This window comes from Methylocaldum sp. 14B (assembly GCF_002005105.1).
In the GTDB taxonomy this organism is placed as follows: domain Bacteria; phylum Pseudomonadota; class Gammaproteobacteria; order Methylococcales; family Methylococcaceae; genus Methylocaldum.
This window is the reverse complement of record NZ_MSCV01000011.1, coordinates 139,964-160,239: the sequence shown is the minus strand read 5'-3', so window position 1 is coordinate 160,239 and position 20,276 is coordinate 139,964. Positions and strand designations below refer to the sequence as shown.

General features: G+C 64.3%; 18 protein-coding genes. 4 read left to right on the top strand and 14 right to left on the bottom strand.

What is annotated here, in order from left to right; genetic code table 11:
* The 4 genes from B2A78_RS26305 to brxL form a co-directional block, all read left to right on the top strand.
* On the top strand, positions 1-1,364 hold a 1,364-nt coding region (locus B2A78_RS26305), incomplete at its 5' end, for a hypothetical protein (RefSeq protein WP_205780735.1).
* On the top strand, positions 1,364-2,482 hold the full coding sequence (locus tag B2A78_RS10535; RefSeq protein ID WP_205780734.1) for a Fic/DOC family N-terminal domain-containing protein: 1,119 nt from the start codon (positions 1,364-1,366) through the stop codon (positions 2,480-2,482). The genes B2A78_RS26305 and B2A78_RS10535, both read left to right, overlap by 1 nt.
* A gap of 115 nt (positions 2,483-2,597) precedes the next feature.
* Entirely contained in the window at positions 2,598-5,120 is a 2,523-nt protein-coding gene (locus B2A78_RS10530; protein ID WP_077729939.1) for a PglZ domain-containing protein, read from the top strand.
* A gap of 5 nt (positions 5,121-5,125) precedes the next feature.
* Positions 5,126-7,228, top strand: coding sequence for a BREX system Lon protease-like protein BrxL (gene brxL / locus B2A78_RS10525; protein ID WP_077729938.1), 2,103 nt, complete (start codon positions 5,126-5,128; stop codon positions 7,226-7,228).
* 11 nt (positions 7,229-7,239) lie between these two features.
* Here the strand turns inward: brxL and B2A78_RS10520 are convergent, their stop codons facing one another.
* From B2A78_RS10520 to B2A78_RS10455, 14 genes are all read right to left on the bottom strand, one after another.
* Positions 7,240-7,698, bottom strand: a complete 459-nt coding sequence (locus B2A78_RS10520) for a lysozyme (RefSeq protein WP_205780733.1) — start codon at positions 7,696-7,698, stop codon at positions 7,240-7,242.
* Positions 7,695-8,171 (bottom strand): hypothetical protein, encoded by a 477-nt coding sequence (locus B2A78_RS10515; RefSeq protein WP_077729937.1) that lies wholly within the window; start codon positions 8,169-8,171, stop codon positions 7,695-7,697. The genes B2A78_RS10520 and B2A78_RS10515 overlap by 4 nt, the downstream gene beginning before the upstream one ends.
* Entirely contained in the window at positions 8,168-8,467 is a 300-nt protein-coding gene (locus B2A78_RS10510; RefSeq protein ID WP_077729936.1) for a DUF6127 family protein, read from the bottom strand. Before B2A78_RS10510 ends, B2A78_RS10515 begins: the two co-directional genes overlap by 4 nt.
* Before the next feature lie 65 nt (positions 8,468-8,532).
* The gene (locus B2A78_RS10505; RefSeq protein WP_077729935.1) at positions 8,533-8,886 is read right to left on the bottom strand and encodes a DUF2793 domain-containing protein; all 354 of its coding nucleotides are present in this window, start codon (positions 8,884-8,886) and stop codon (positions 8,533-8,535) included.
* Positions 8,886-11,072: a phage tail protein gene (locus tag B2A78_RS10500; RefSeq protein ID WP_077729934.1), complete on the bottom strand. Its 2,187-nt coding sequence runs from the start codon at positions 11,070-11,072 to the stop codon at positions 8,886-8,888. Before B2A78_RS10500 ends, B2A78_RS10505 begins: the two co-directional genes overlap by 1 nt.
* Positions 11,062-11,280 (bottom strand): hypothetical protein, encoded by a 219-nt coding sequence (locus B2A78_RS10495; protein ID WP_077729933.1) that lies wholly within the window; start codon positions 11,278-11,280, stop codon positions 11,062-11,064. Before B2A78_RS10495 ends, B2A78_RS10500 begins: the two co-directional genes overlap by 11 nt.
* Before the next feature lie 70 nt (positions 11,281-11,350).
* Entirely contained in the window at positions 11,351-11,584 is a 234-nt protein-coding gene (locus tag B2A78_RS10490) for a hypothetical protein (RefSeq protein WP_077729932.1), read from the bottom strand.
* 9 nt (positions 11,585-11,593) lie between these two features.
* Positions 11,594-12,403, bottom strand: coding sequence for a phage BR0599 family protein (locus tag B2A78_RS10485; protein ID WP_077729931.1), 810 nt, complete (start codon positions 12,401-12,403; stop codon positions 11,594-11,596).
* On the bottom strand, positions 12,400-14,094 hold the full coding sequence (locus tag B2A78_RS10480) for a hypothetical protein (protein WP_077729930.1): 1,695 nt from the start codon (positions 14,092-14,094) through the stop codon (positions 12,400-12,402). Before B2A78_RS10480 ends, B2A78_RS10485 begins: the two co-directional genes overlap by 4 nt.
* 2 nt (positions 14,095-14,096) lie before the next feature.
* Positions 14,097-15,023, bottom strand: a complete 927-nt coding sequence (locus B2A78_RS10475) for a hypothetical protein (RefSeq protein WP_077729929.1) — start codon at positions 15,021-15,023, stop codon at positions 14,097-14,099.
* Positions 15,023-16,273 (bottom strand): hypothetical protein, encoded by a 1,251-nt coding sequence (locus B2A78_RS10470; RefSeq protein WP_077729928.1) that lies wholly within the window; start codon positions 16,271-16,273, stop codon positions 15,023-15,025. The genes B2A78_RS10475 and B2A78_RS10470 overlap by 1 nt, the downstream gene beginning before the upstream one ends.
* Positions 16,274-16,283: 10 nt before the next feature.
* A complete protein-coding gene (locus B2A78_RS10465; RefSeq protein WP_168175390.1) occupies positions 16,284-19,475 on the bottom strand; it encodes a tape measure protein in 3,192 nt (1,063 codons plus the stop codon).
* A 2-nt stretch (positions 19,476-19,477) separates the two neighbouring features.
* Positions 19,478-20,125 carry a DUF6441 family protein gene (locus tag B2A78_RS10460; RefSeq protein WP_077729926.1) on the bottom strand — a complete coding sequence of 216 codons (648 nt, stop codon included), beginning with the start codon at positions 20,123-20,125 and terminating at the stop codon, positions 19,478-19,480.
* Complete coding sequence (locus B2A78_RS10455) at positions 20,103-20,273, bottom strand: hypothetical protein (RefSeq protein ID WP_201769617.1); 171 nt, start codon at positions 20,271-20,273, stop codon at positions 20,103-20,105. Before B2A78_RS10455 ends, B2A78_RS10460 begins: the two co-directional genes overlap by 23 nt.
* Between the last annotated feature and the right edge of the window lie 3 nt (positions 20,274-20,276).

The following is a 20,276-nucleotide window of genomic DNA, read 5'->3' as shown; positions in this document are numbered from 1 at the left end:
TTAAAGGCTTCTTTGCAAGAGCCCTTCCAGCAGGATGTGTATTTGATATGAAAGGACCATCCGTTCAGTTTGTTGGGGACCAGATTCTTGAGGGGCTCGCAATCTTTGCTTCCACACCTTTTCGGGCACTTGCAAAGCTTGTAACGGACTGCCGTCAATGGCACCCGACAAATCTGATGAAACTGCCATATCCGGATTTTAGTGACGGAAAGAAACGCAGCTTGGCAGAGTTGGCTGACTTGCTGTTAAAGCGAACACGGCTTGAACTTTCAACAGACGAAACATCGAGTTTTTTCGCGCAGCCGTTTAAGGAGCGCCTGCAGATTAGTGATCAGAATCTAATAACTGCAGAGCGGCAGATAGATGAACTGGTTGCAGATTCCTATGGAACCGACGTCTCTGAGTTCCGTGAATTAGACGAGCTTCTAAGTGCCGCCGGCAGCGATTCGGGTGAAGATGACGAAGATTCCAGCGAAGAAGAACGAAGCCCTGTACAAGATGCATTGTCGTATGCGGCAGGTGTTGCATTTGGCCGCTTCGACTGGCGTCTGGCCACCGGCGAGCGCGCCGCCCCGCCGGAACCTGAACCCTTCGATCCGCTGCCTGCGAAAAGCCCCGGCATGTTGTCCGATGGCGCAGCGCCGTTTCACGCCCACCCCGGTATCCTGGTGGACGACCCCGGCCACCCGCACGACCTGGCGCGTCTGGTCGAAGAAGTGCTCGGTCGTGTCGAGGCACCCGTCCCGGAGGATGTCCGCCGCTGGCTGCAACGAGACTTCTTCCTCTTCCACCTGCAGCGCTACTCCAAGAGCCGCCGCAAAGCGCCTATCTACTGGCCGTTGAGCACGACGTCCGCCAGTTACACGCTGTGGGTCTATTACCCCAGCCTCAGCAGCCAGACGCTGTACACGGCGATCAACGACTTCGTTGAGCCCAAGCTCAAACAAGTCGGCGCTGACGTGACGGCGCTGCGTAACAAGGGGTCGTCTCGCACTCGCGACGAAGAAAGGCAGTTCGAGGCGTTGCAAGCCTTTGAGCTGGAGCTGATCGAGCTGCGCGACACATTGCTCAAGCTCGCACCCACCTACAAGCCAAACCACGACGACGGCGTGCAGATCAGCGCCGCGCCGCTGTGGCCGCTGTTCCGCCACAAACCCTGGCAGAAAGTGCTCAAAGACACCTGGGCCAAGCTGGAAAAAGGTGACTACGACTGGGCGCACCTGGCCATGAACTACTGGCCCGAGCGCGTTCGCGAGAAGTGCAAGACCGACAAGTCGCTCGCCATCGCGCATGGCCTGGAGAATCTGTACGTCGAGCCCGAGGCCAAACCGAAAAAGGCACGCAAGAAGAAGGGAGATAGTTGATGGTGGCTGTTCACTATCATCTGGGCGCATTCCCCCCGGCCGAGCTGGATTGGCCTCAGTTGATTCCCCTGTTGGGGCCCGCGTCTGCTGCAGTGGCGCGCTACGACGGTACGCTGGCCGCCATTCCCAATGCCGCGGTGCTGCTGTCACCGTTAACCACGCAGGAAGCGGTGCTGTCTTCGCGCATCGAAGGCACCCAGGCCACCATGGGCGAGGTGTTGGAGTTCGAGGCCGAAGGCGGGGCACCTGAGTTGAGCGAGGCGCGGCGCAACGATATTCATGAGGTGCTCAACTACCGCGCCGCGATGCGCATGGCGGAAAAAATGCTGGCGACGGTGCCGCTGTCGCAGCGGGTGGTGCGTGAATCGCACAAGGTGCTGCTCGATGGCGTGCGCGGCCAGGGCAAATCGCTCGGCGAGTACCGGCGCATTCCCAACTGGATTGGTCCGGCGGGTTGCACCGTAGAACAGGCGCGCTTTGTGCCGATTGGCGCGGACAAACTGCCCGACGCCATGAGCGCCTGGGAGCGCTATCTGCACACCGATGCCCCCGACCGGCTGGTGCAACTGGCCATCGTGCATGCGGAGTTTGAGGCGCTGCATCCATTTCTGGACGGCAATGGCCGCCTGGGACGCATGCTGGTGCCGCTGTTCCTCTGGCAAAACGCAGTGATTCAACGGCCGATGTTCTACCTGAGCGCATTTCTGGAAGCGAACCGCGACGAGTATTACGAGCGCCTGCTGGCGGTGTCGCGTGATGGCGATTGGACGGGTTGGTGCCGCTTTTTTCTGCAGGCGATCAAGACCCAGGCCGAAGAGAACCAGCGCAAGGCGGCTGACATTCTGGCGCTGTATGAGTGCATGAAGCGGGAACTGGCTGATTTGACGCGCTCGCAGTACGCCATCCACGCCCTGGACTGGATCTTTGAGCGGCCCATCTTCAAGAGTTCGGACTTTGTGGCCAGCAGCGGCATTCCAGAGCCTACCGCCAAGCGCATGCTGCCTGCCCTGCGCGACGCCGGTGTGCTGCGGGCGCTGGTAGAGGCCAGCGGCCGGCGGGCGGCCACGCTGTGCTTCCCAGCGCTGCTCAACATTGCCGAAGGACGGGAGGCATTTTGATGCGCACGGGTGCGATACAAGCGCTTTTGTTGCGCATAAAGTGGCGGTTTGTGCGCCATAAAGACAATAGAGGTGAATCCATGATCCACAAACACGAACGCTTGGGGGCAGGCGTATGAGCATTGCCGAGTTCATTCGCGAGAGCGTGCTGCGACCACGCCTGAAGCAAGCGGGCTGCCTGGTGGTGTACGACGCAGACCGCCGCTATCGCGAACAATGCTTCGACCTGGCAACGGACAAGGTTTGCGTGGTCGATGCCTCCGACAGCAGCATCGAGAGCCGCGAGGCGGCGCTGCTGGCATTGCGCGAAGTGGGCAAGGCTGCGCTGGAAAGTGTGTTGATCTATGTGCCCACCAAACGACCCGAAACAGACGAGCAGAAGCAGACTGACCCATTCGCCCTGTACGCGGAATGCGGTGCGGTGTTCCCGCAAGATGATGGCGACGAGTACCTGAGCCTGTGCCTGCGCGCCAGGCCGGATCACGCAACCGAGATTCGGCAGGTGTTTGCCACCTCTCCGTCTGGGCCGACCTTTGCGGTGATTGATGCCATCGGCGGCGGTGTGAGTTGGCCCCAGTTGCGAGCCACATTGCGGGTGGAGTCGGGACGCGAGATCCTGGCCGCACTGCTGGCCCCGAGTGCCAGTCAATCCGAAGCGCTCAAGGGGCAGGAAGGCTGGGTACAAGAAGCGCGCGATTTCCTCCGCGCCACTTTGGGCCTGAGTGTGAAGACGCGCGGCAAGACGTGGTCTGCCCTGGCGGATGAACTGTGGCGCTACGTGCTGTTCAGTGAATTCGTGTTCGATTTGCCGGTGGCACTGCCAGACACACTGAAGGGTGTGCCGCATGCGTCGATGGAAGCCAGACCCATCGTCGAAGATGTGTGCGACCGCCTGCGCAGCGACCCGAAGTCACGCGCGACGTACATCGAGCGCGCCGAGACCACCGAGGCTGAACTTAATCTGGCCGATCTTTGTGGTGCGATCGAAGACCTGGGCGAGCGCGACACCTTCCCCTTCGAAGAGCGGACCTTCCTTCGCACGGCGATCAAAGGCATTGTCACTGGCGACACCGATGCCACGCGCCGTGTGCTGACCCGCCACAAGAGCTCGGTATGGCTAGGCAAAGGCGAAAGCCAGGCCCAGTGGGAGTTGGTGCGGTCTGGTTTGAGCCTGGTCGAGGCCTGCGACGATTTTGAACGCCAGTTACCGGACCACGCCCGCTCGCAAGCGGAGCTGATCGACTTCTACCTGGGCAGCCTACGCGAGGCAGATCGCCTGCAGCGCGAGTTTGAGCAAGCGGCTGGTGACTTCCTTGACCCGCATGGCTTGATGCATGAAGTGATCAGCCAGGCACGGGCGCGCTATCGACGCTTGGCGGAAAAGGTTCAGGGCGTGTTTGTGAAACACGTCGAGACCGCCGGTTGGCCACCCACCGGGCGCCTGGCCAATGCCGATGCCTTTGATCGCCTGGTGGCGGATCGCCTCAAGGAAAGCGGACGCAAGGTGGCCTACCTGATGGTGGACGCACTGCGCTATGAGTTGGGTGTGGCCCTCGAAAAGCTGCTGGCGGAGGATGGGCCTGTGGAGCTGCAAGCGGCCTATGCGCAGCTGCCGACCATCACGCTGGTGGGTATGGCCAGTTTGCTGCCGGGCGCACGCACGGGGCTGACCCTGTCGCTGGAGAGCGAGTCACTGGTGCCGAAGCTGGCGGGGGCGCCAGTGAGCAACGTCGCACAGCGTATGAATGTGCTGGCCAAGCGGTATGGAGATCGCTTCGCGGAAATGCCGCTCAACGATTTTGTGCGCGGCAAATCCAAGATCGCAGACACCGTCGATCTGCTGGTGCTGCGCTCCACGGAAATCGACAGCCAACTGGAAAGCAACCCCGAGACGACGCTGGGCCTGATCCCCGGCACGCTCAAGCTGATCCGTGTCGCGCTACACAAGCTGCGTGGCATGGGTTTCAAAGAGGCGGTCATCGTCACCGACCACGGCTTCTTCCTCAATGCGCAAGCGGAAGCTGGCGATGTGTGCGTGAAACCGCAAGGGAAATGGCCGGTGAATGCCCATGACCGCATGATGCTGGGCGACGGCACAGCCGATGGTCACAGCCTGGTCGTCAGTGCAGAGAAGGTCGGCATTCGCGGTGATTTCACGGAAGTGGCACTACCACGCAGCATGGCTCCCTATCGCTCGGGGCATCTGTATTTCCACGGCGGCGCATCCCTGGCCGAGGCCGTTGTACCAGTGCTGGTGGCACGCCTGGATACCGCCGCCCATGCGGAATTGCGCAAGGTGGTGGTGGAGCTGAGCTACAAGAACGGTGCCAAACGAATTACTACGCGATTGCCGGTCATCGAAGTGATACTGGTGGCCGACGATATGTTCTCGCAAGACATGAGCGTGGAGATTCTGCTGGAAGCCCAGGACAGCAAGGGTAATGTGGTGGGAGAGCCGCGCCCAGGCGGCGATGTAAACCCCGCGACCAGAACCGTGACCCTGATGCCAGACCAGCGCAAGCAAATTGCGCTGCGAATGGATGATGAGTTCAGAGGCAAGTTCTCGGTCAAAGCGCTGAACCCCACAACCCTGGCAGCTTACAGCAATCTGGCGCTTGAAACCGACTATACGGAATGAGCCCTATGGACGAACTCGACAAAAAATTAAACGCCACATTCGACGGGAAGGTGCTACGCAAGGACCTGTTACATCGAATTAAGAAAGGCACCAACGTCCCGACGTTCGTCCTGGAGTTCCTGCTCGCCAAGTATTGCGCCAGCAACGACCAGGCAGAGATGGATGCCGGCATGGAAGCCGTGCTGTCGTCGCTGCAGGAAAACTACGTGCGGCCCGACGAGGCCAATGCGGCGCAGTCCAAGGTGGCCACCAAAGGCAAGCATCGGTTCATCGACAAGGTTCACGTTCGCTACGTCGAAAAGGAAAAGCGCCACTGGGCATCGCTGGAGAACTTCAACTCGCAACGCATCGCGATTGGCGAGAAGTTCTACCGCGACAACGATCGATTGCTGGAAGGCGGCATTTGGGCGGAAGTGACCCTGGCGCACAACGACATTGACGAAGACGACTACGCGTTTTCCATCGAGGATTTGCGGCCGATTCAGCTGACCCGCTTTGACTTCGAACGCTATGCAGAGGGGCGCGGGGCGTTCACGCGTGATGAATGGCTGGCGGCGGTGTTGCGCTCTGTGGGATTGGAACCCAGCAAGCTCTCGAAGCGCGTGCAGATGCATTTCATCGCTAGGCTTGCTGCGCTGGTGGAGCCCAACTACAACTACATCGAGCTGGGGCCACGTGGCACCGGCAAGTCTTACTTCTTCAGCGAGTTTTCGCCCTATGCCACCCTGATCTCGGGCGGCCAGGCGACCAAGGCCACACTGTTTTACAACAACGCGCGCCGCAAGGTGGGTTTGGTTGGGTTTTGGGACACGGTCGCCTTTGACGAGGTTGGCGGGATCAAAGTGCGTGATCCGGACACCATCCAGATCATGAAGGACTTCATGGCCAACGGGCGCTTTTCGCGTGGGGCCGAGGTCATTGCCGATGCCAGCCTGAGTTTTGTCGGCAACATCGACGTGTCAGTGCAGCAGGTGGTCAATTCCAACGAGCACGACTTGTTTCAGCCCCTGCCGCCGGAGCTCGATCTGGCCGTGATGGATCGCTTCGCCGCGTACATCCCAGGTTGGGAGATGCCCAAGAACAGCAGCGAGTTCCTGACCAGCAACTACGGGTTCATCACCGATTATTTGGCCGAGGCCTTCCACTACCAGTTCAAGCACACGAATCGGTATGAGGAAGTGAGCAAGCGCATTCGACTCGGCAAATCGATCGAAGGGCGCGACGAGAAAGGCATCAAGAAGACCGTCTGCGCGTTCTTGAAGGTGCTGCACCCCAACGGGCCGCCGACGGACGAGGAGTTCGAGGAATACGTGGCCTATGCCACCGAGTGCCGCCGCCGCGTCAAGGAGCAGATGAACAAGCGCAAACCGGACGACGAGTTTGCGAGGATCAACCTGTCCTACTTCAAAGCCAGTGGCGAGGAAGTGGTGGTTTTCTGCCCTGAGTCGAAAGATGCGTCGGCAACGCAAGAGCCTGCGCGTCGTCGTTTGAATCAAGTGGATGGGAAGCCTGCTGAGGCGGTCGAGGTTCAGCCCGCTGCGCAACCGACGCCTGCTGCTGCGGATTCTCCAGCAGTGCCGACGCCGATATCACCGGCCCCTGATGCGGCTTTGACTGCGATTGGGCCGTCACCGGTTGAGCTCAAGGAACAGCACTTTACCATCCTCTATGGCGATACCGGGTACAGCTATGAGTCGATCCTCGGCCCCTACCTGCAAGGCGCGAAGTCTGTTGTCATCGAAGACCCCTACATCCGGCTGCAACACCAGATTCAGAACTTCGTGCGCTTCTGCGAGACGGTCCTTAAGGCGGGCACGGTGAAGAAGATCAACCTGATCACCGGATATGACGACAAGACCCAGTTAGCCGACATTGCTGAAAAGCTCGATGAACTGAAGCAAAGCCTGCTGGAGTTGGATGTCGAGCTGGAGGTAAAGCTCAACCCGAACATGCACGATCGGGAGATTCGTATCGACAACGGCTGGGTGATCAAGATTGGCCGGGGGCTGGACTTCTTCCAGAAGCCTGGAGGCTGGTTTGAGGTGGGCGCGAACGATCTAAGTCTGCGCAAGTGCCTTGAAACGAAGGTGGATATCTTCCGGGCTTGATTGCCCGGAGGTCACGAGAGCAGCGCAGCTTCTTGCTCTCGTCGCGCCACCAATCCTGGGAGCACCTTTCCGCCGCCATAGACCCATCGGCGCAGTTCGGTTGCGGCTGCGGCCCAATCTCGTTGGTTGATCCGCCGCCGCAGCGTCGACGTCTGCAGCCGCCCGGCTCCGAGGTTGAAGGTGAAGTCCACGATGGCCGCGAGCCGCCCCTCGGGCTCGGTGGCCAGCACCGGGCAGTAGCGCAGAGTCGCCGCCAGTGCCGTCTGTAGATCGCGCGCCAGATAGACCTCGGCTTCGGCCTCGCTGATCGGTGGGTGCTTCGGATCACAGAGATGGCCGTACCCAATCGTCCAGAAACCTGCGGGGCAAATGTACGGAACGGCGGTGATCTCGATTCCACGCTTCACCTTGCGCTCAAACCCTTCGAAGCGCTTGGCCAGCTCGATGGCCGCTTTCGGAACTTCGATCACGGCCGCGCCCGGTCGAACACGCGCCCGAGGAACCAGAAGTTCAGCACTCCGGCCCACAGCGCCTGATCGGCCTCTGTCCACGCGTGTAGAACGGCCGTGCCCCAGCCAGCGCCAGCGGTCACGGCGGCCGCGAACGCCGCCGTCTTGGCGGCGCAATACAACGCCATGAACCAATAGGTGATCACCGGGCGCACGCTGCTCGACAGCGCATCGGCCCAGCGCACGCCGGTTTTCTCGCCCTGAGTGCGCACGGCGTCGCGCAGCGTCTCGATGGCTCCGACGTTCCAGGCCGCATCGGCACCTGCGCCGATTTCGGTCATCCGCTGCGCGCCGCGCAGCTTCTCGAACTCCAGCGCCTTGTCCTGCATCGCCAGTTCGTGGCCGCGTTCGCCCTTGCGGTCGAGCCACTTGAGCAGCTCGGGCGCAAGGCGGAAGGCGCCACCGAGCAGGCCGCCGAGTAACGTCTCGATCATTGGCCACCTCCAAACACCTTGAGCTTGATGAGTGCGCCCGCCACCAATGCCAGCAGGAATCCGGTGGTGACCATCTTGATGACGGTCTGCCACGCGGTGTGCTTGGCGGTATTGAAGGCATCGAGGAGTCCGCGCAGTTCGCGGATATCGTGTGCGGCGTCGTCACCGTCCAAGCCAACATCGGCAAGTGCACGCCTGGCGCCGCGTTCGGCGGCGCGGTCCAGAAGTTCTTCGAAATCCTCCTTGCGCAGGAGGAGCATGTTATCGACCAGTGCGGGTATTTGTGGGTCAGTCATAGGGTGGGCTCCAGAAATGCAAAACCCGCCACTTGGGCGGGTTTCCGGGGGTTCAGGGAAAGAGGTCAGATGGCGATGCCGGGACTCCAGCCGGTGACCTTGTAGGCCGAGAGCACTGCCTCGTCCTCGATGAAGCAGAGCCAGCCGACTTTAGGGATGTGGTATTCCCAGACGCCCGCGATGCGCGCCGCGATCTGATCGGTCTTGCCGCTCCAGACGCCGGTTGCGCCAACGGGAATGAGGTAACGGTCACCATTTACCGGGCTGGCAGGTGGTGTGGCCAGATCGCGGTCTTTGACCGACAGGCTGACGACGGCGCCCAGCCGCTTCAGGTTGGCATCCATGCCGGCGCCCCAGCCGCTTTCGCCGAGCGTCCAGCCGTAGTTGAGTCCCAGGTTCGGGTCAGTGATTGCGGGCATCAGATGCCTCCGTAGTACTTGTCATAGTGAAGTCCGTAGCCGGCACGCTCGAAGGCGATCGAGTGCTTCTGCAGGCTGATCACGCCCGAGCGGTTGGATTCGAGTTCGATGCGCAGCGCGGCGTTGGGTCGGCCAAGGCCGGAATCAGCGGTGTCGTCTGCCAAGGTGTAGGTCTGGCTGGCGCCGGTCAGGCCGGAGTAGGTGCGGCGCAGGCTGCCCGCTTCCCCGTAGATGCGCAGCGTGTACGTCACGCTGGCTTCGGGGCCGATGTTGCCGTTGGTCTGGGGCACCAGGCTCACCGTCTGGCTCAGCCGGTCCCGGTGCGCCCAGGAGATGACCAAGTCACCCTTGGCGACTGCCGGGTAGGCCACGTTGTTGATCTTTATGTTGCCGGGTGGGTATGGGCGGTTTTGCCGGCGGTTCATGGCCAGGGAATCGGTTGGTGCCGATGCCAGCGCCAGCGTGCCTTTTCCGGTCACGGTGAGTAGTCGCGCGTTGACCGTTTCGCCAGCGGCGTACTCGGTCGGATCGACGCCCTGCGCGCCATCGGCGAACCAGATCCGGCTGCCGGCTGCGTGGCTGGTTGGCACGGTATCCATGACGCCACGGGTCAGGGTCAGGCTCTGCGTGGTCGTATTGATGGCCGTGACCAGGACGACCTCGTCGTTGATGTAGGCATAGCTCCCGGTTGCGACCAGATCGATGTCGAGTTCGCCGCTGTAGGTTGTCGTGCTCGTTACCTCTTGCGCAAGGCTGGTGGCGAGCACCGCCGTGGGACAAAACTCGCCTTGGCCGCGCTGGTTGTAGGTCGTGGCCGAGTTCGTCTTGCTGTACAGGTCGTAGTTCAGCGCCCCTGGGGCGGGGCGACCGCCCAGGGTCTGCAGGAAGCAGTCGGTGGCATCGAGGTAGGCGAGCTCGGATGCAGACAGCGCGCGGGCCACGTCCCAGTACGGCGCTTCGAGCAGACGCCGTGGTGTGGTCGCGGATGGCGCTGGCACCGGGTCGGTCCAGCCGGTGGGCTGGGATGCGGTGTAGACCGCTGACGGCAGGCCGAACACATCCTCGACAGCGTCGATGCTGATGGCGCCGTTGGTGAGTGACCCGCCATCGACGCCGGCAATCCGCATCACCAGACCGGCGATCCCGAGCGCAGGCCACTCCAGCTTGAAGACATCGCCCGGGTACAAATTCCATGCCTTGCGGTTCACCTTGAGCCGCACCTTGGCGAGCGGCGTGGACACGGATGCCAGATCGCGCATCGCGACGCGGGCGGCGAGGTTGTCCGAGGTGATGCCGGGGTAACGGCGAGTTTGCGACACCACGGCGCCCTGAGCCTGGATATTGGCCAGGTCCTGGACCGCGATGCTGGTCTCCTTGAACGTGTCCGGCTTGGTGTAGATGAGCACGATCTCGTTGGTCGTCTCACCCCAAGCAGCGCGCTGAAAGCTCTCCAGCTCAATGACGTTGTCCGGGTTCAGGATGGGGAGCGTCGCTACGGTGTAGTCCGCCCGCACCAGCTTCAGGACGAAGCGTCCCGTAGACGGTGACGTCGTGAGCACACCGCCGATATGGTCCATCACCTCTTTGACGAACTGCTCGATCTTGCTCTGCTGCAGCCAGATCATGTTGAGCCCAAAGCCTTCGGACGAGAGCGTATCGGCGGCCGCCTTGAAGCTCGCGTCGTCGATGCTCACCGACGGATACCCCATGCCCCAGGCGGAATTCGTGAGGCACTCGTAGAGGATGTGCGCCGGATTGGCCGCGCCCGAGATCTCCGCCTTGGTCGAGTACCAGTCCCGAAAGCAGCGCTTCACGCGCAACGCCCAAGGCTTGATGTAGGGGTTGTTGGCGGCGATGTAGACCTGGCGCAGGATCAGGCTCAGGAGGCCGCGATACGCCGGCTGGGGGGTTCCGATCGTCGAAGCCAGGTAGTCGTTCGCACCCTGCGTCGATTCCCCGAAGGCCGCATCCACCGCGCCCGAGATCCCGCCTTCGCGCTTTTCGCCGCCGAAGAGCTCGGGCGCATTGACCGTGATGCGCCCGCTGGCCGTGAGGTTGCCGCTCCAGGCCTGCCGCTCGCCGACCTGGATCTCGGTGACGGCGTCGACCGGCCCATGGCAGATCGCCAGATGCATGCCCAGGTAGTACCGATAGCCGACCGTGACGCTCTTGCTGCTACCGCCCATCCTCTCCTCCGGCATTCATCCGTCGGCTGGCCACTTGCACCACGTCCTGGGCCATGCTGTCGCCGATGGCGAGCAGCACGTCCGCGGGCAGCCCCTCGTCGATGAAACGCGACCAGTCGAGCCCGTGACGGGCGAACCATTCCCGCGCGCCCCGGTTGCAGTACCCAAGGGAACGCATGTCGGCATGGGTCACGATCAGCTCGCTCATGGCGCACCTCCCTGTGCGCCACCCTGACGGGCGCCCTTCGGGCGTGCAAAACGCCAATCCTGTCGTTTTGTCATTTCTTGCCGCCCTTGGACTTGATCGGCGTCGTGCGCAGGTCGCCGTACCACACGACGTTGGCGCTCTTCACCAGCACGGTTCCGAACACCACTGGCACGGGACGCCCCTCGTCGGCGGTCGGTGCATCGAAGTCCTTGAGCTCGGCGGCCTGCGGTTGGGGCGGCTTGGGGGCGAGGGCGTACTGGATCAGCGCCGTGACGATCCAGACGACGATTTGCATCCAGGGCATGGGACACGCTCAGTAAATCGGACTTCCCCCGAAGGGGTTCTTGGTCGGAATGAACGGAAAGCCGCCGAAGTTGGCGCTGTTGCCGAACTTGCTCTCGCAGGTGCTCAGGGTGTGATCGCACCCTGGATAGAGCACGACGGTTGCGCCGACCGAGAGTCCCGGCGGCGCCGCCGCGAGGGTGATGCTGTCGGCCGAATGGACCAGGATCATCCGCTTCTCGGTGATGCCGCTGGCCGACCAGGTGGCGAAGCCGCCGGCGAAATGGCCGGGCGCGAAACCGGCGGCGGCCGGCACGCTGACGACCGTTCCGGCGATGGCCCCGACCGTTCCCTGCACCCGATGGACGATGGGGCTCGCTTGGCAGAGACCGCCGTAGAGCACGTGCGGGCAGTTGCGCTGGTACAGCCGCCGCAGCCCGGTGCGCTGCAGGCTCGTGTAGACCGGCTCGCAGTTGAGCTCGACCTCGGAGCCCCGCCATTCGGCGTTGAGCACGCGCCCCATCCAGACCACTGCCGTCTCGGGGTCACCGCGGTGCTGCCGATACACCGTCAGCAACGTCACCTCGGACGGCGGGGTCGCGATGAACTCACCGACGACTTCAACGTCCCGGGCCAGGGTGATCCGCAGCCCCGCGCGCCCGATCTCATTGGTCTGCTCGATGCTTCCCCGCTTGAGGAGCACGGCGGTGTAGTTGAAGGCGTTATAGACGACGTCCTGCGATGCGCTGGTATAGCGCCACGCGTTCGAACCGCGCCGAAACTCGTAGAGTTCGACGGGGCTGGCGGCATCGGTCGAAACCTCCCGGTCTGCGTAGGTCATAGGTCGTCCCGGAGGCTTCGCAAGGGCAGCACGACCTCGGCCACCTCGTCGGTGACGTGCGCGATCTCCACGTTGTCGGTGTCCAGCCGCACCAGATGCATGAAGGAGATCCGCTGGAACTGGTGGGGCTGCAGCGTGGTGCCGAGCGTGCCGTCGATCGCGACCATCTCGCTCGCGGCATCGATCTCGGAGGCGGCGGTGATGCGGCGATAGAACCTCACCCCCGAAACGGTGGTGATCAGGAGATCGCGCCGGCCGATCGCCGCCACCGGCCCCTCGGCGTAGCCGCGGTTCTCCACGGTCAGAAAGGCGTCGGTGCCGCCGACCGGCGCGACGACCGCGAGGTCCGACTGGAAGCTCGGCAACCAGAACGGCTTCAGCTTGCCGGCCCGGGCCGCGAGCCACGCGCGAAAGGCCGCGACGGCGGCACGACCCACCAGCAGCCACCGGTGCGTTCGGTTCACGCCTGCCACACCGGTCAGGTCATCGATCACGCGGCGGCCGGTCAGGTAGTCGAGGTCGTGCCATTTCCGCCCGAACCGGCCTTCGAGATCCTCCGTCCAGTTGGGCGGCGTCAGCATCACCGGGTAGCCGAGGTAGTCCTGCGACTCGGAGGCGGGCGTGATCGGCCATTCCTCTTCCAGTTGAAACTGAGGTCGGGAGGCCGCGATCGCGTCGGTCAGGTAAGCCACGCCCAGGTCGTTCTGCACCCGGGCCGATCGCACCGGCACGATCTTGGTCCCGGCCGGCCAGTCGTTGGCGATCGGATCATTGAGCGTCACCGAGTTCGCGGTCACGGCGGTGATTTCCGCGAACTCGGAGCGCAATCCATTCACCAGCCCCACGATGCCGCCGACCACGAAATCCTTGTTCGCCGTCGAAACGGCGAGGCTCGTCGCTCCGGCCGGGATGGCGCTGGCGGTGATCGAGGCATCGGTCCAGACCGGCAGTCCATACACGCGCGCCTGCCAAGAGATCAGCCGGTTCTCCATCTGAACGCGCGCCTGATCGGAGCCCAGAAGTACGCGGTACTCGAAGCTTCGGCGCGGCTCGGCGCGCAGGCGTACCCGCTGTTCGACGCCGACATGGGACTCCATCACGTCGGTCATCCACTCCAGCCGCTCGATGACGGGCTCGCTCCAATCCGGCGCGAAGACCCAGCCCACGATCCGGCGACCGAGCGCCCGCAGGATCGGGTCGTCGAGCGCGAAGTCGAAGCGGAATGCGGCATTGACGACGGGCGGCCCGTTCGGCGTGACCGACAGCACATAGATCCGGGACTCGAGCGGTCCGAAGCTTGTCGGCGGCACCGAGGGACCGGACAGGGTCATCCCCTCGGCGTTGGTGGCAACGATGTCGGCCAGCGCGTTGGCTTCGAACCACGCGTTCCACACTTCGACCTCGCGCGTCTGCACCGACATTGTGTTGCCGAGGTCGATGCGGTTCGGCCGCACGTGCACGCGGTAGTAGTAGTCCTCAACGAAGCTGCGCGCGTGCACGCCGGCAAGTGCCCGGGGACTGCTGTCGACCGGCGCGTTGTTCGTGAGCGGGCCGAATCGACCGACGGGGATCGCCGAGGCCCGGCGATTCTCGTAGAGTGCGTCGCCGAGCTGGTCCAGCGGCACCACGTTCAAGTGGTCCCGCGTCCATTGCAGGAACGCGGTGGGATAGAACCCGGTCAGGGCCGGCACGATCAGGGCCCGTCGTAGCGCACGGCGACCCCCAGGAGCCCCGTGCTGTAGTTGCCGTCGCTGTAGGCCACCTGCTTGCCGTCCGGATAGGCCGCGTTCTTGATGTGCCAGGGAAAGAGCTTCCAGCGGTCGGTGCCCAGCTCGATCACGTCGCCCGGGTTGTAGTTGGTCAGGCGCACGAACCGCAGATGGCCGACGTGGCCGATGCTCATGTAGTGGCCGTCCGTGTTCTGCAGGAACAACTGGAACGGCGTCAGCACCGTCTGGCCGTTGAACACGTTTGGGTTGTACTTGTGGATCGGGGAGACGATGGTCGGGCAATGCACGCCGATCGCCGTGCTCCCGATAGGGGGCTCCCACACGTAGCCTCGCAGTTCGCAGTGCACATTGCTGGCGGCGTTCTCCTGGTAATAGCCGTTCCAGGAGTCGCGCATGGAGGGGCTCCAGAAGAGCGCACACTCTCTCGGGCTGCTCGGGTAGTAGGGTTGCTGCGAGCCGTCGATCAGCGAGCACACGCCGCCGTCCGCGGAGGCCGGCGTGTGCTGAGCATGGAACCATCCGCCGCCGGCCCAGTTGCCGTACTTCTCGACCGTGCCGAAGCCGATGTGCTGGTGAGTGGTCACGGCGAAGTTGATCGTGCACCAGACGGTATCCGGGTTGTCGAACGCCGCGAGGTGATAGGTGGCCGAGGCCGGCCACGCGGTGTTGTAGATCCGGGAATGACGCCCGCACAGGTCGGGCGCGACGAAGTTGCCGTTTCTCGCGCCCTCGATGCGGACCTCGGAAGCGCTCGGCGCCGTCAGACGGATGTAGGTACCGCCCTTGCTCAACACGTTGCCGTTGGCCGTCCAGCCGTTGGCCACCGCGAAATCCGTGATGGCGACGACCAGGTCTGCGGCCGAGGTGATGACTCCGGTCTGATAGGCCATCACCCGATCCTCATGGCGAAGAAGTCGCTCAGCCCGTTGCGGGTCACGTCCTGCAGGACGACGTGGGTCTCCGTCCCCACGGTCACCGTGTTCTCGACCGCATTGCCGAAGCCGGTGACGAAATGGACGCCGTCAAGCACGCCGTAGGTGTTCGACGTGTCGTAGAGGGTGACCGGCAGCAAGGGGTAAGCGCCGTCGGTGTCGCGGAACGTCGTCGTCTTCGAGTACGGCCAAGCCTGGGGCTGAATCCACGATCCGTCGTTCTTGCGCAGTTTCAGCGTCGTCCGATTGCCCTTGTAGGGCAGGTTCACGGCGCTGTCGGAGTAGCGCGTCCCCGAGGCGGACGGCAGCGGCGCCCCAATCAGCAGCGGGTAGGGATACTGCTGGGGAGTGCCGAAGGGCAGTATCTTCCCCGCGTAGCTCGAGAGGTAGGCCGTGTCGACCTTGGCCGAGACGATGACGCGCTGGCCGTTGCCGCTGAACCAATACGGGATGGGCTGATTCCACAACGGGATCGCCAGGGCGGTGAGTGCACCCGGTTGGTCATCGAACTGGGCGGCGCCCACGAAGCCCGTGCAGCCGGTGACGGCGATGTTGTAGTAATCGTTGGTCGGGCGATCGTACAGCTGGAAGTTGATGTAGCACGGATCGAAGCCGGTCATGCCCGGCGCCTTGAACCAAACCGCCGGCCGGCGCGCGTGGTTGAAGTCCTGGTAGATCTGCCATTCGGGCAGCAGCACCTGCACGATCACGGTACTGGTCGTGTTGCCGCCGTTGGCCGAGACGAAGATTCGCCAGTGGGACTTCGCGCCCGGCGAGGTGCCATCGATCGTGAACTCCTTCGTTTCGTTGTTGGCCCAGGTGATACCGGTGAAGACCTTCCGGTCGGTCCAATTGATCCCGTCATCCGACCATTGCAGCGTGAAGTCCCTGGGGGACTGGTTCGCGGTGGCGCTGCCGACGAGTTTCAGCCGGGTGATGTCGAACGGCTGAACCATCTTCCAGCGCAGCCAGCAGTTGGCGTACTGCCCGACAGCCGTCGCCCAGCCGTTCGCGTGCGCGTGGTACGGACCCTTGAAGGCGGTCCAGGGTTCCCAGTTGACCACGAAGGAGCTGGCGTCGATCTCGGAGACCCCGGTGTGCCGGAGTACCTGCCAGTTCTCCGATGCCCCGAGTCCGGTGCTCAGGAACGTGACGAGTCGTTCGAAGAGATCCACATGGTTGGCGGCGGTGCCGATTTCGAATGCCATGTCGTCGCCTTCAGCGCAGGACCTGTCGCACCGCCCCGGCGTTGCGCTGCAGGATGTTGAGGATGGTCTTCTCGCCCGCGGACGAGTTGAGGTAGTCGGCGGCCATCGCCGGGTCGATCACGTTGACGATGCGCACCGCCTGGCCCTGCGATTGCGGGGGCGGCGTCTCGGGCACCAACCCGCCGGCGGCGAAAGCGAGCCGGGGCCCCTGGATGCGCGGTCCGCCTTCGATGCCGTTGATCGCCTCCAGGAACGCCACGCCCACGCGCTTCACGGCGGCGGCGTTGAGCACGTACTCGCCGGCGGAGAGCCGTGCCGGGATCGAGTCGCTGGTGGAGGTGCCCGGGCCGGTGACGTAGCCGCCGCCAGCGAAGCCCTGGAACAACGACGAGACCAGCGATCCCAGGCTGAACCCGCCCGCACCGCCGCCCCCGAACAGACTGCCGAACAGCGCCTCGGCGAGCTTCTGCGAGGCGATGCGGTTGATGGCGGCCAGCACCGAGCGGGCGAAGTCGGCGAAGGCGTCCTTGGCCGACTTGGCGCCGCTGCCGATGGCCTCGAACATCTGCGCGAAGCCGTCCTGCACCGCCCCGTCGATGGCGACCGCCACGTCGTCCACCACGAGCTTCACCTGCGCGATCTCGTTCTTCCAGGCCTGCACCCGGGCGACGGCCTCCGGGCCAATGGCCGCGGCGGCGGCCTCCAACTGCGGCAGGAGCGCATCGAGCGATTCGCCAGTCTGCCGATGCAGCGTGAGGATCTGGCTTCGTGCCTGGGATTCGGTGAGCAGCCCCGACTGACGCTGCAGGTTGATCGACTCCTCGGATGCACGCATCCGGGCGAGCGTGTCGTTGAACTGGCGCTCGTAGTCGGCGAGATCGGCGGCCGCCGATTTGACGTCGATGAGGCGCCCGACCGTGGCCGCGCCTTCGGTGTCGCCCTCGGCACGCAGCCGCTCGATCAGGGTCTGGTACTGCCGCTCGATCGCCTCGCGTCGATCCTGGCTGGTCGCGGCGCCGGTGAGGTCGAGCAGTTCGTCGCGCACCTTGGCAAGCTCCTCGCGCAGCTCGCGCTCGGCCTGGGCGGCCTTGCGGGCATTGGCGACCTCGACGTCCGCGCGCTTGTTGTTGAGGACGGTGAGCTCCGCTTCGAGCTTGGCGACCTCGGTTTTCGCCTTGAGACGTGCCGGTTCGTCCTTGCCGGTCTTTTGCAGGCGCTGCTGCTCCGCGAGCGAGACCTGCACGCGCCGGATCTCCGCATCGATCTCCTGCTGTTCGATCCGAGTCTTGGCCGCGTAGTAGTCCTTGAGCGAGATCAGCCGGTCTTCGAGGGAGGCATCCAATGCCCGCGCCTGGCGATCCAAGGCGTCCTTGAGGAGCTTGAATTCGGCCTCGGCCTGGGCCTGCACGAGGGCGAGCTTCGCTGCTTCGCCTCCCTTGTCGGATGTCGGCTTGGCCGGCGGCTGCGAACGGCCGAAGACGCCCGACTGGGTTTGCTCAGGGCGGATACGCCGGGCGATGGCTTGCGCAGCCTCCCCGACGTAGTCACGCGTGACGGCGTCGCGCACGGCTCCAGCCAGCTCCTTCCCGAAATCCCGCACCTCGCCGAGCTGGCGGCCGAGTGCCGCGCGCAGCGCCTGCATCGAAAAGTCGCCGCTGAAGGCCGCTGCCACGTCCTGGCCCAAGGCCTTCGCCAGTTCCCCGATGTCGGAGAAGGCGCTACGAAAGCGCTCGACCAGGAAGGCGGCCGTGATGCCGACGACGCTGCCGATGGCGTTGAACGCGCCGATGACGACGTTCACCATCGCGCGGACCGCCGTGCCGACGGCGTTCAGCGCGCCGACCATCGCCGCGCGCACGCGGGCCCAGGACAGGTCGTTGATACCGATCAGCCGCCCCAAGGCGCTGACGACTTCGCCGACCTTCTCGACGACCAGGTCCCAGGCGGCGGCGACGATCTGCTTGATCGAGGCGGTCCTGCCGCCGAATTCGACCACGGCGTCGCGCGCCGAATAGAGTGCGCCCGCGAGCAGCCCCGCGGCGGTCACGATGACGCCGATGGGCCCGCCCAGGAGCGCGAGCACCCCGCGCAACAGACCCGCCGCGCGGCCGAGCAGGGACGTGGAGGCTACTGTTTGAGCAACTGCACCGGAGGCGGCGGTGGCTTGCAGCCGGGCCTTGGCCGCGTCCGCGACCAGCGCGCTGGTGGCAACCCCTTGTGCACGTGCCTGAGCCAAGGCGGCATCGGCGAGCCGCACCCGAGCGAGCGCCTCGGCTTCCAGCGTGCGCAGGTTGGCCAGGCGCGCGGCCGCTTCCGCCCGGGCGGCAGCAACACTGGTCGCAAAGGCGCCTGCCATCCGGCCGAAGGCAGCGACCAGCACGACACCGGCCAGGTCGATCAACAGCTCGAGATGCCGGGCGACGAACTGGATCGCCTGCGCCAGTCCCGCCGTCAGACCCGAGCTCGCGTCGCGTTCGCCGAAGGCTCGCTGGAAGGCGTTCTTGAGGCGGGTGAGCGCACCCGATACCGTATCGGGGAGGCTCGCGTATTCCTCGGCGAGGCGCGTCCGCTCCTTGAGCAAAGCATCGAGCACGGCCTTCGAGGTGATCTTGCCTTCCTGCGCCAGGGCCCGCAGTGAGCCGAGCGGCACGCCCATGCCGTCGGCGATGGCCTGCGCCAGGCGCGGAGTCTGCTCGATGACGGAATTGAACTCCTCACCGCGCAGCTGGCCCGAGGCGAAGGCCTGCCCCAGCTGCAGCAGGGCACCGGCCGCCGCGTCGCTGGATGCGCCGGAGATCGACACGGCCTGCCCGATGGCATCGGTAGCCGCCAGCACGTCCGCCTGCGAACGCCCCAACGCCTGCACCGAGGGTGCGAGCCGCGCATAGAGCGTGACGGTCTCTGCCAGGGGCGCGCGGTTTTTCTGGGCGATCTCGAAGAGGGCCGCGTCGGCGCGGTCGAACTCCTCTTGCGAGGTGACCGCGAGCTTGAGGCGCGCCTGCAGGTTCTTGTACTGGTCGGCGACCTCGACCAGTTCGCGCACCCCCAGCCCAAGGCCGATCGCGCCGCCGATGCGTGAGAGCACCTGGCCGACCTGGGCGGCTTCGCCGCGCAGGCGGGCGAGATTTCCCTGTACAGACTGGAAGGCCCGTCGCGTCTCATCGACGGCGGTGATGAGGATCTGGGCACGGTTACCGGCCACGTTCAAACCTTCGACATTGCTTTACGGATGGCCGCCGTCAGGCGGGGAAGATCGCCTCGCACCGAGCGGGCGAGGTCGAACCGTTTTCTCAAGCTCACGCGTCGCACGAGCACGGCGATGGGAATCTCCTGGCCGCGCCGCACGCGCCTGGCGCCGGTGCGCTCCCGCTCGGCACGGCGAAAGCGCGCGAGCGGCCGGGCGTTCTCGGCGATGTTCTCGGCCATCAGGATCTGCCGGCCGTTCTTCTCGATGAAGAAGGCATTGCCGGAGCGCATCAGGGCATCGATCACCCGAGCGAACGCCTTGCGCCCGATGCGCCGGTGCTGCGGCAGCAGCGGGACGAGCATCCGCCCCCGGATCGTTCCGCCCTGTTCGTGGATACCCAGCCAGGGCACTTTCGAGCCGATGTAGAGGGCCGGGAATTCCTCGGCCTTGCGGTTGAACACCTTGGCGTGCATCGAGCGGAGGAACTTCGGCTTCACGACCTTGAAACCGGCGCGCATTTCGCTCCGCGCCCGCTCGGCCATCTCCTTGCCGGTGTCGCGCATCGCGCGGGCCACGGCGGTGTGGATCGTCTTGCGGGTGTCGCCCTGCCAGGCGCTGAAGCGCCGCCGATCCAGCAAACCGTCAGCGACCAGATCGATCTTCATCACGCATGCCTCGATGGAGTTCGGCCTGGAGCTCACGGATGCCGTCGCGACTGCCCTGGGCGGCAGCGGTCATGACGGCAAGCCGGGTGGCGAGCCGTTCGTGTTCGAGGCGGCGATCGGCGGCGAGGAAGGCGTTCAGCTGGCCCAACGT

Coding starts and splice junctions, on each gene's coding strand:
- B2A78_RS10460 (WP_077729926.1), bottom strand. CDS start 20,125: ATGAAGATCGATCTGGTCGCTGACGGTTTGCTGGATCGGCGGCGCTTC.
- B2A78_RS10485 (WP_077729931.1), bottom strand. CDS start 12,403: ATGACCTACGCAGACCGGGAGGTTTCGACCGATGCCGCCAGCCCCGTC.
- B2A78_RS10495 (WP_077729933.1), bottom strand. CDS start 11,280: ATGAGCGAGCTGATCGTGACCCATGCCGACATGCGTTCCCTTGGGTAC.
- B2A78_RS10490 (WP_077729932.1), bottom strand. CDS start 11,584: ATGCCCTGGATGCAAATCGTCGTCTGGATCGTCACGGCGCTGATCCAG.
- B2A78_RS10470 (WP_077729928.1), bottom strand. CDS start 16,273: ATGGCATTCGAAATCGGCACCGCCGCCAACCATGTGGATCTCTTCGAA.
- B2A78_RS10475 (WP_077729929.1), bottom strand. CDS start 15,023: ATGGCCTATCAGACCGGAGTCATCACCTCGGCCGCAGACCTGGTCGTC.
- B2A78_RS10510 (WP_077729936.1), bottom strand. CDS start 8,467: ATGACTGACCCACAAATACCCGCACTGGTCGATAACATGCTCCTCCTG.
- B2A78_RS10500 (WP_077729934.1), bottom strand. CDS start 11,072: ATGGGCGGTAGCAGCAAGAGCGTCACGGTCGGCTATCGGTACTACCTG.
- B2A78_RS10530 (WP_077729939.1), top strand. CDS start 2,598: ATGAGCATTGCCGAGTTCATTCGCGAGAGCGTGCTGCGACCACGCCTG.
- B2A78_RS10505 (WP_077729935.1), bottom strand. CDS start 8,886: ATGCCCGCAATCACTGACCCGAACCTGGGACTCAACTACGGCTGGACG.
- B2A78_RS10515 (WP_077729937.1), bottom strand. CDS start 8,171: ATGATCGAGACGTTACTCGGCGGCCTGCTCGGTGGCGCCTTCCGCCTT.
- B2A78_RS10535 (WP_205780734.1), top strand. CDS start 1,364: ATGGTGGCTGTTCACTATCATCTGGGCGCATTCCCCCCGGCCGAGCTG.
- brxL (WP_077729938.1), top strand. CDS start 5,126: ATGGACGAACTCGACAAAAAATTAAACGCCACATTCGACGGGAAGGTG.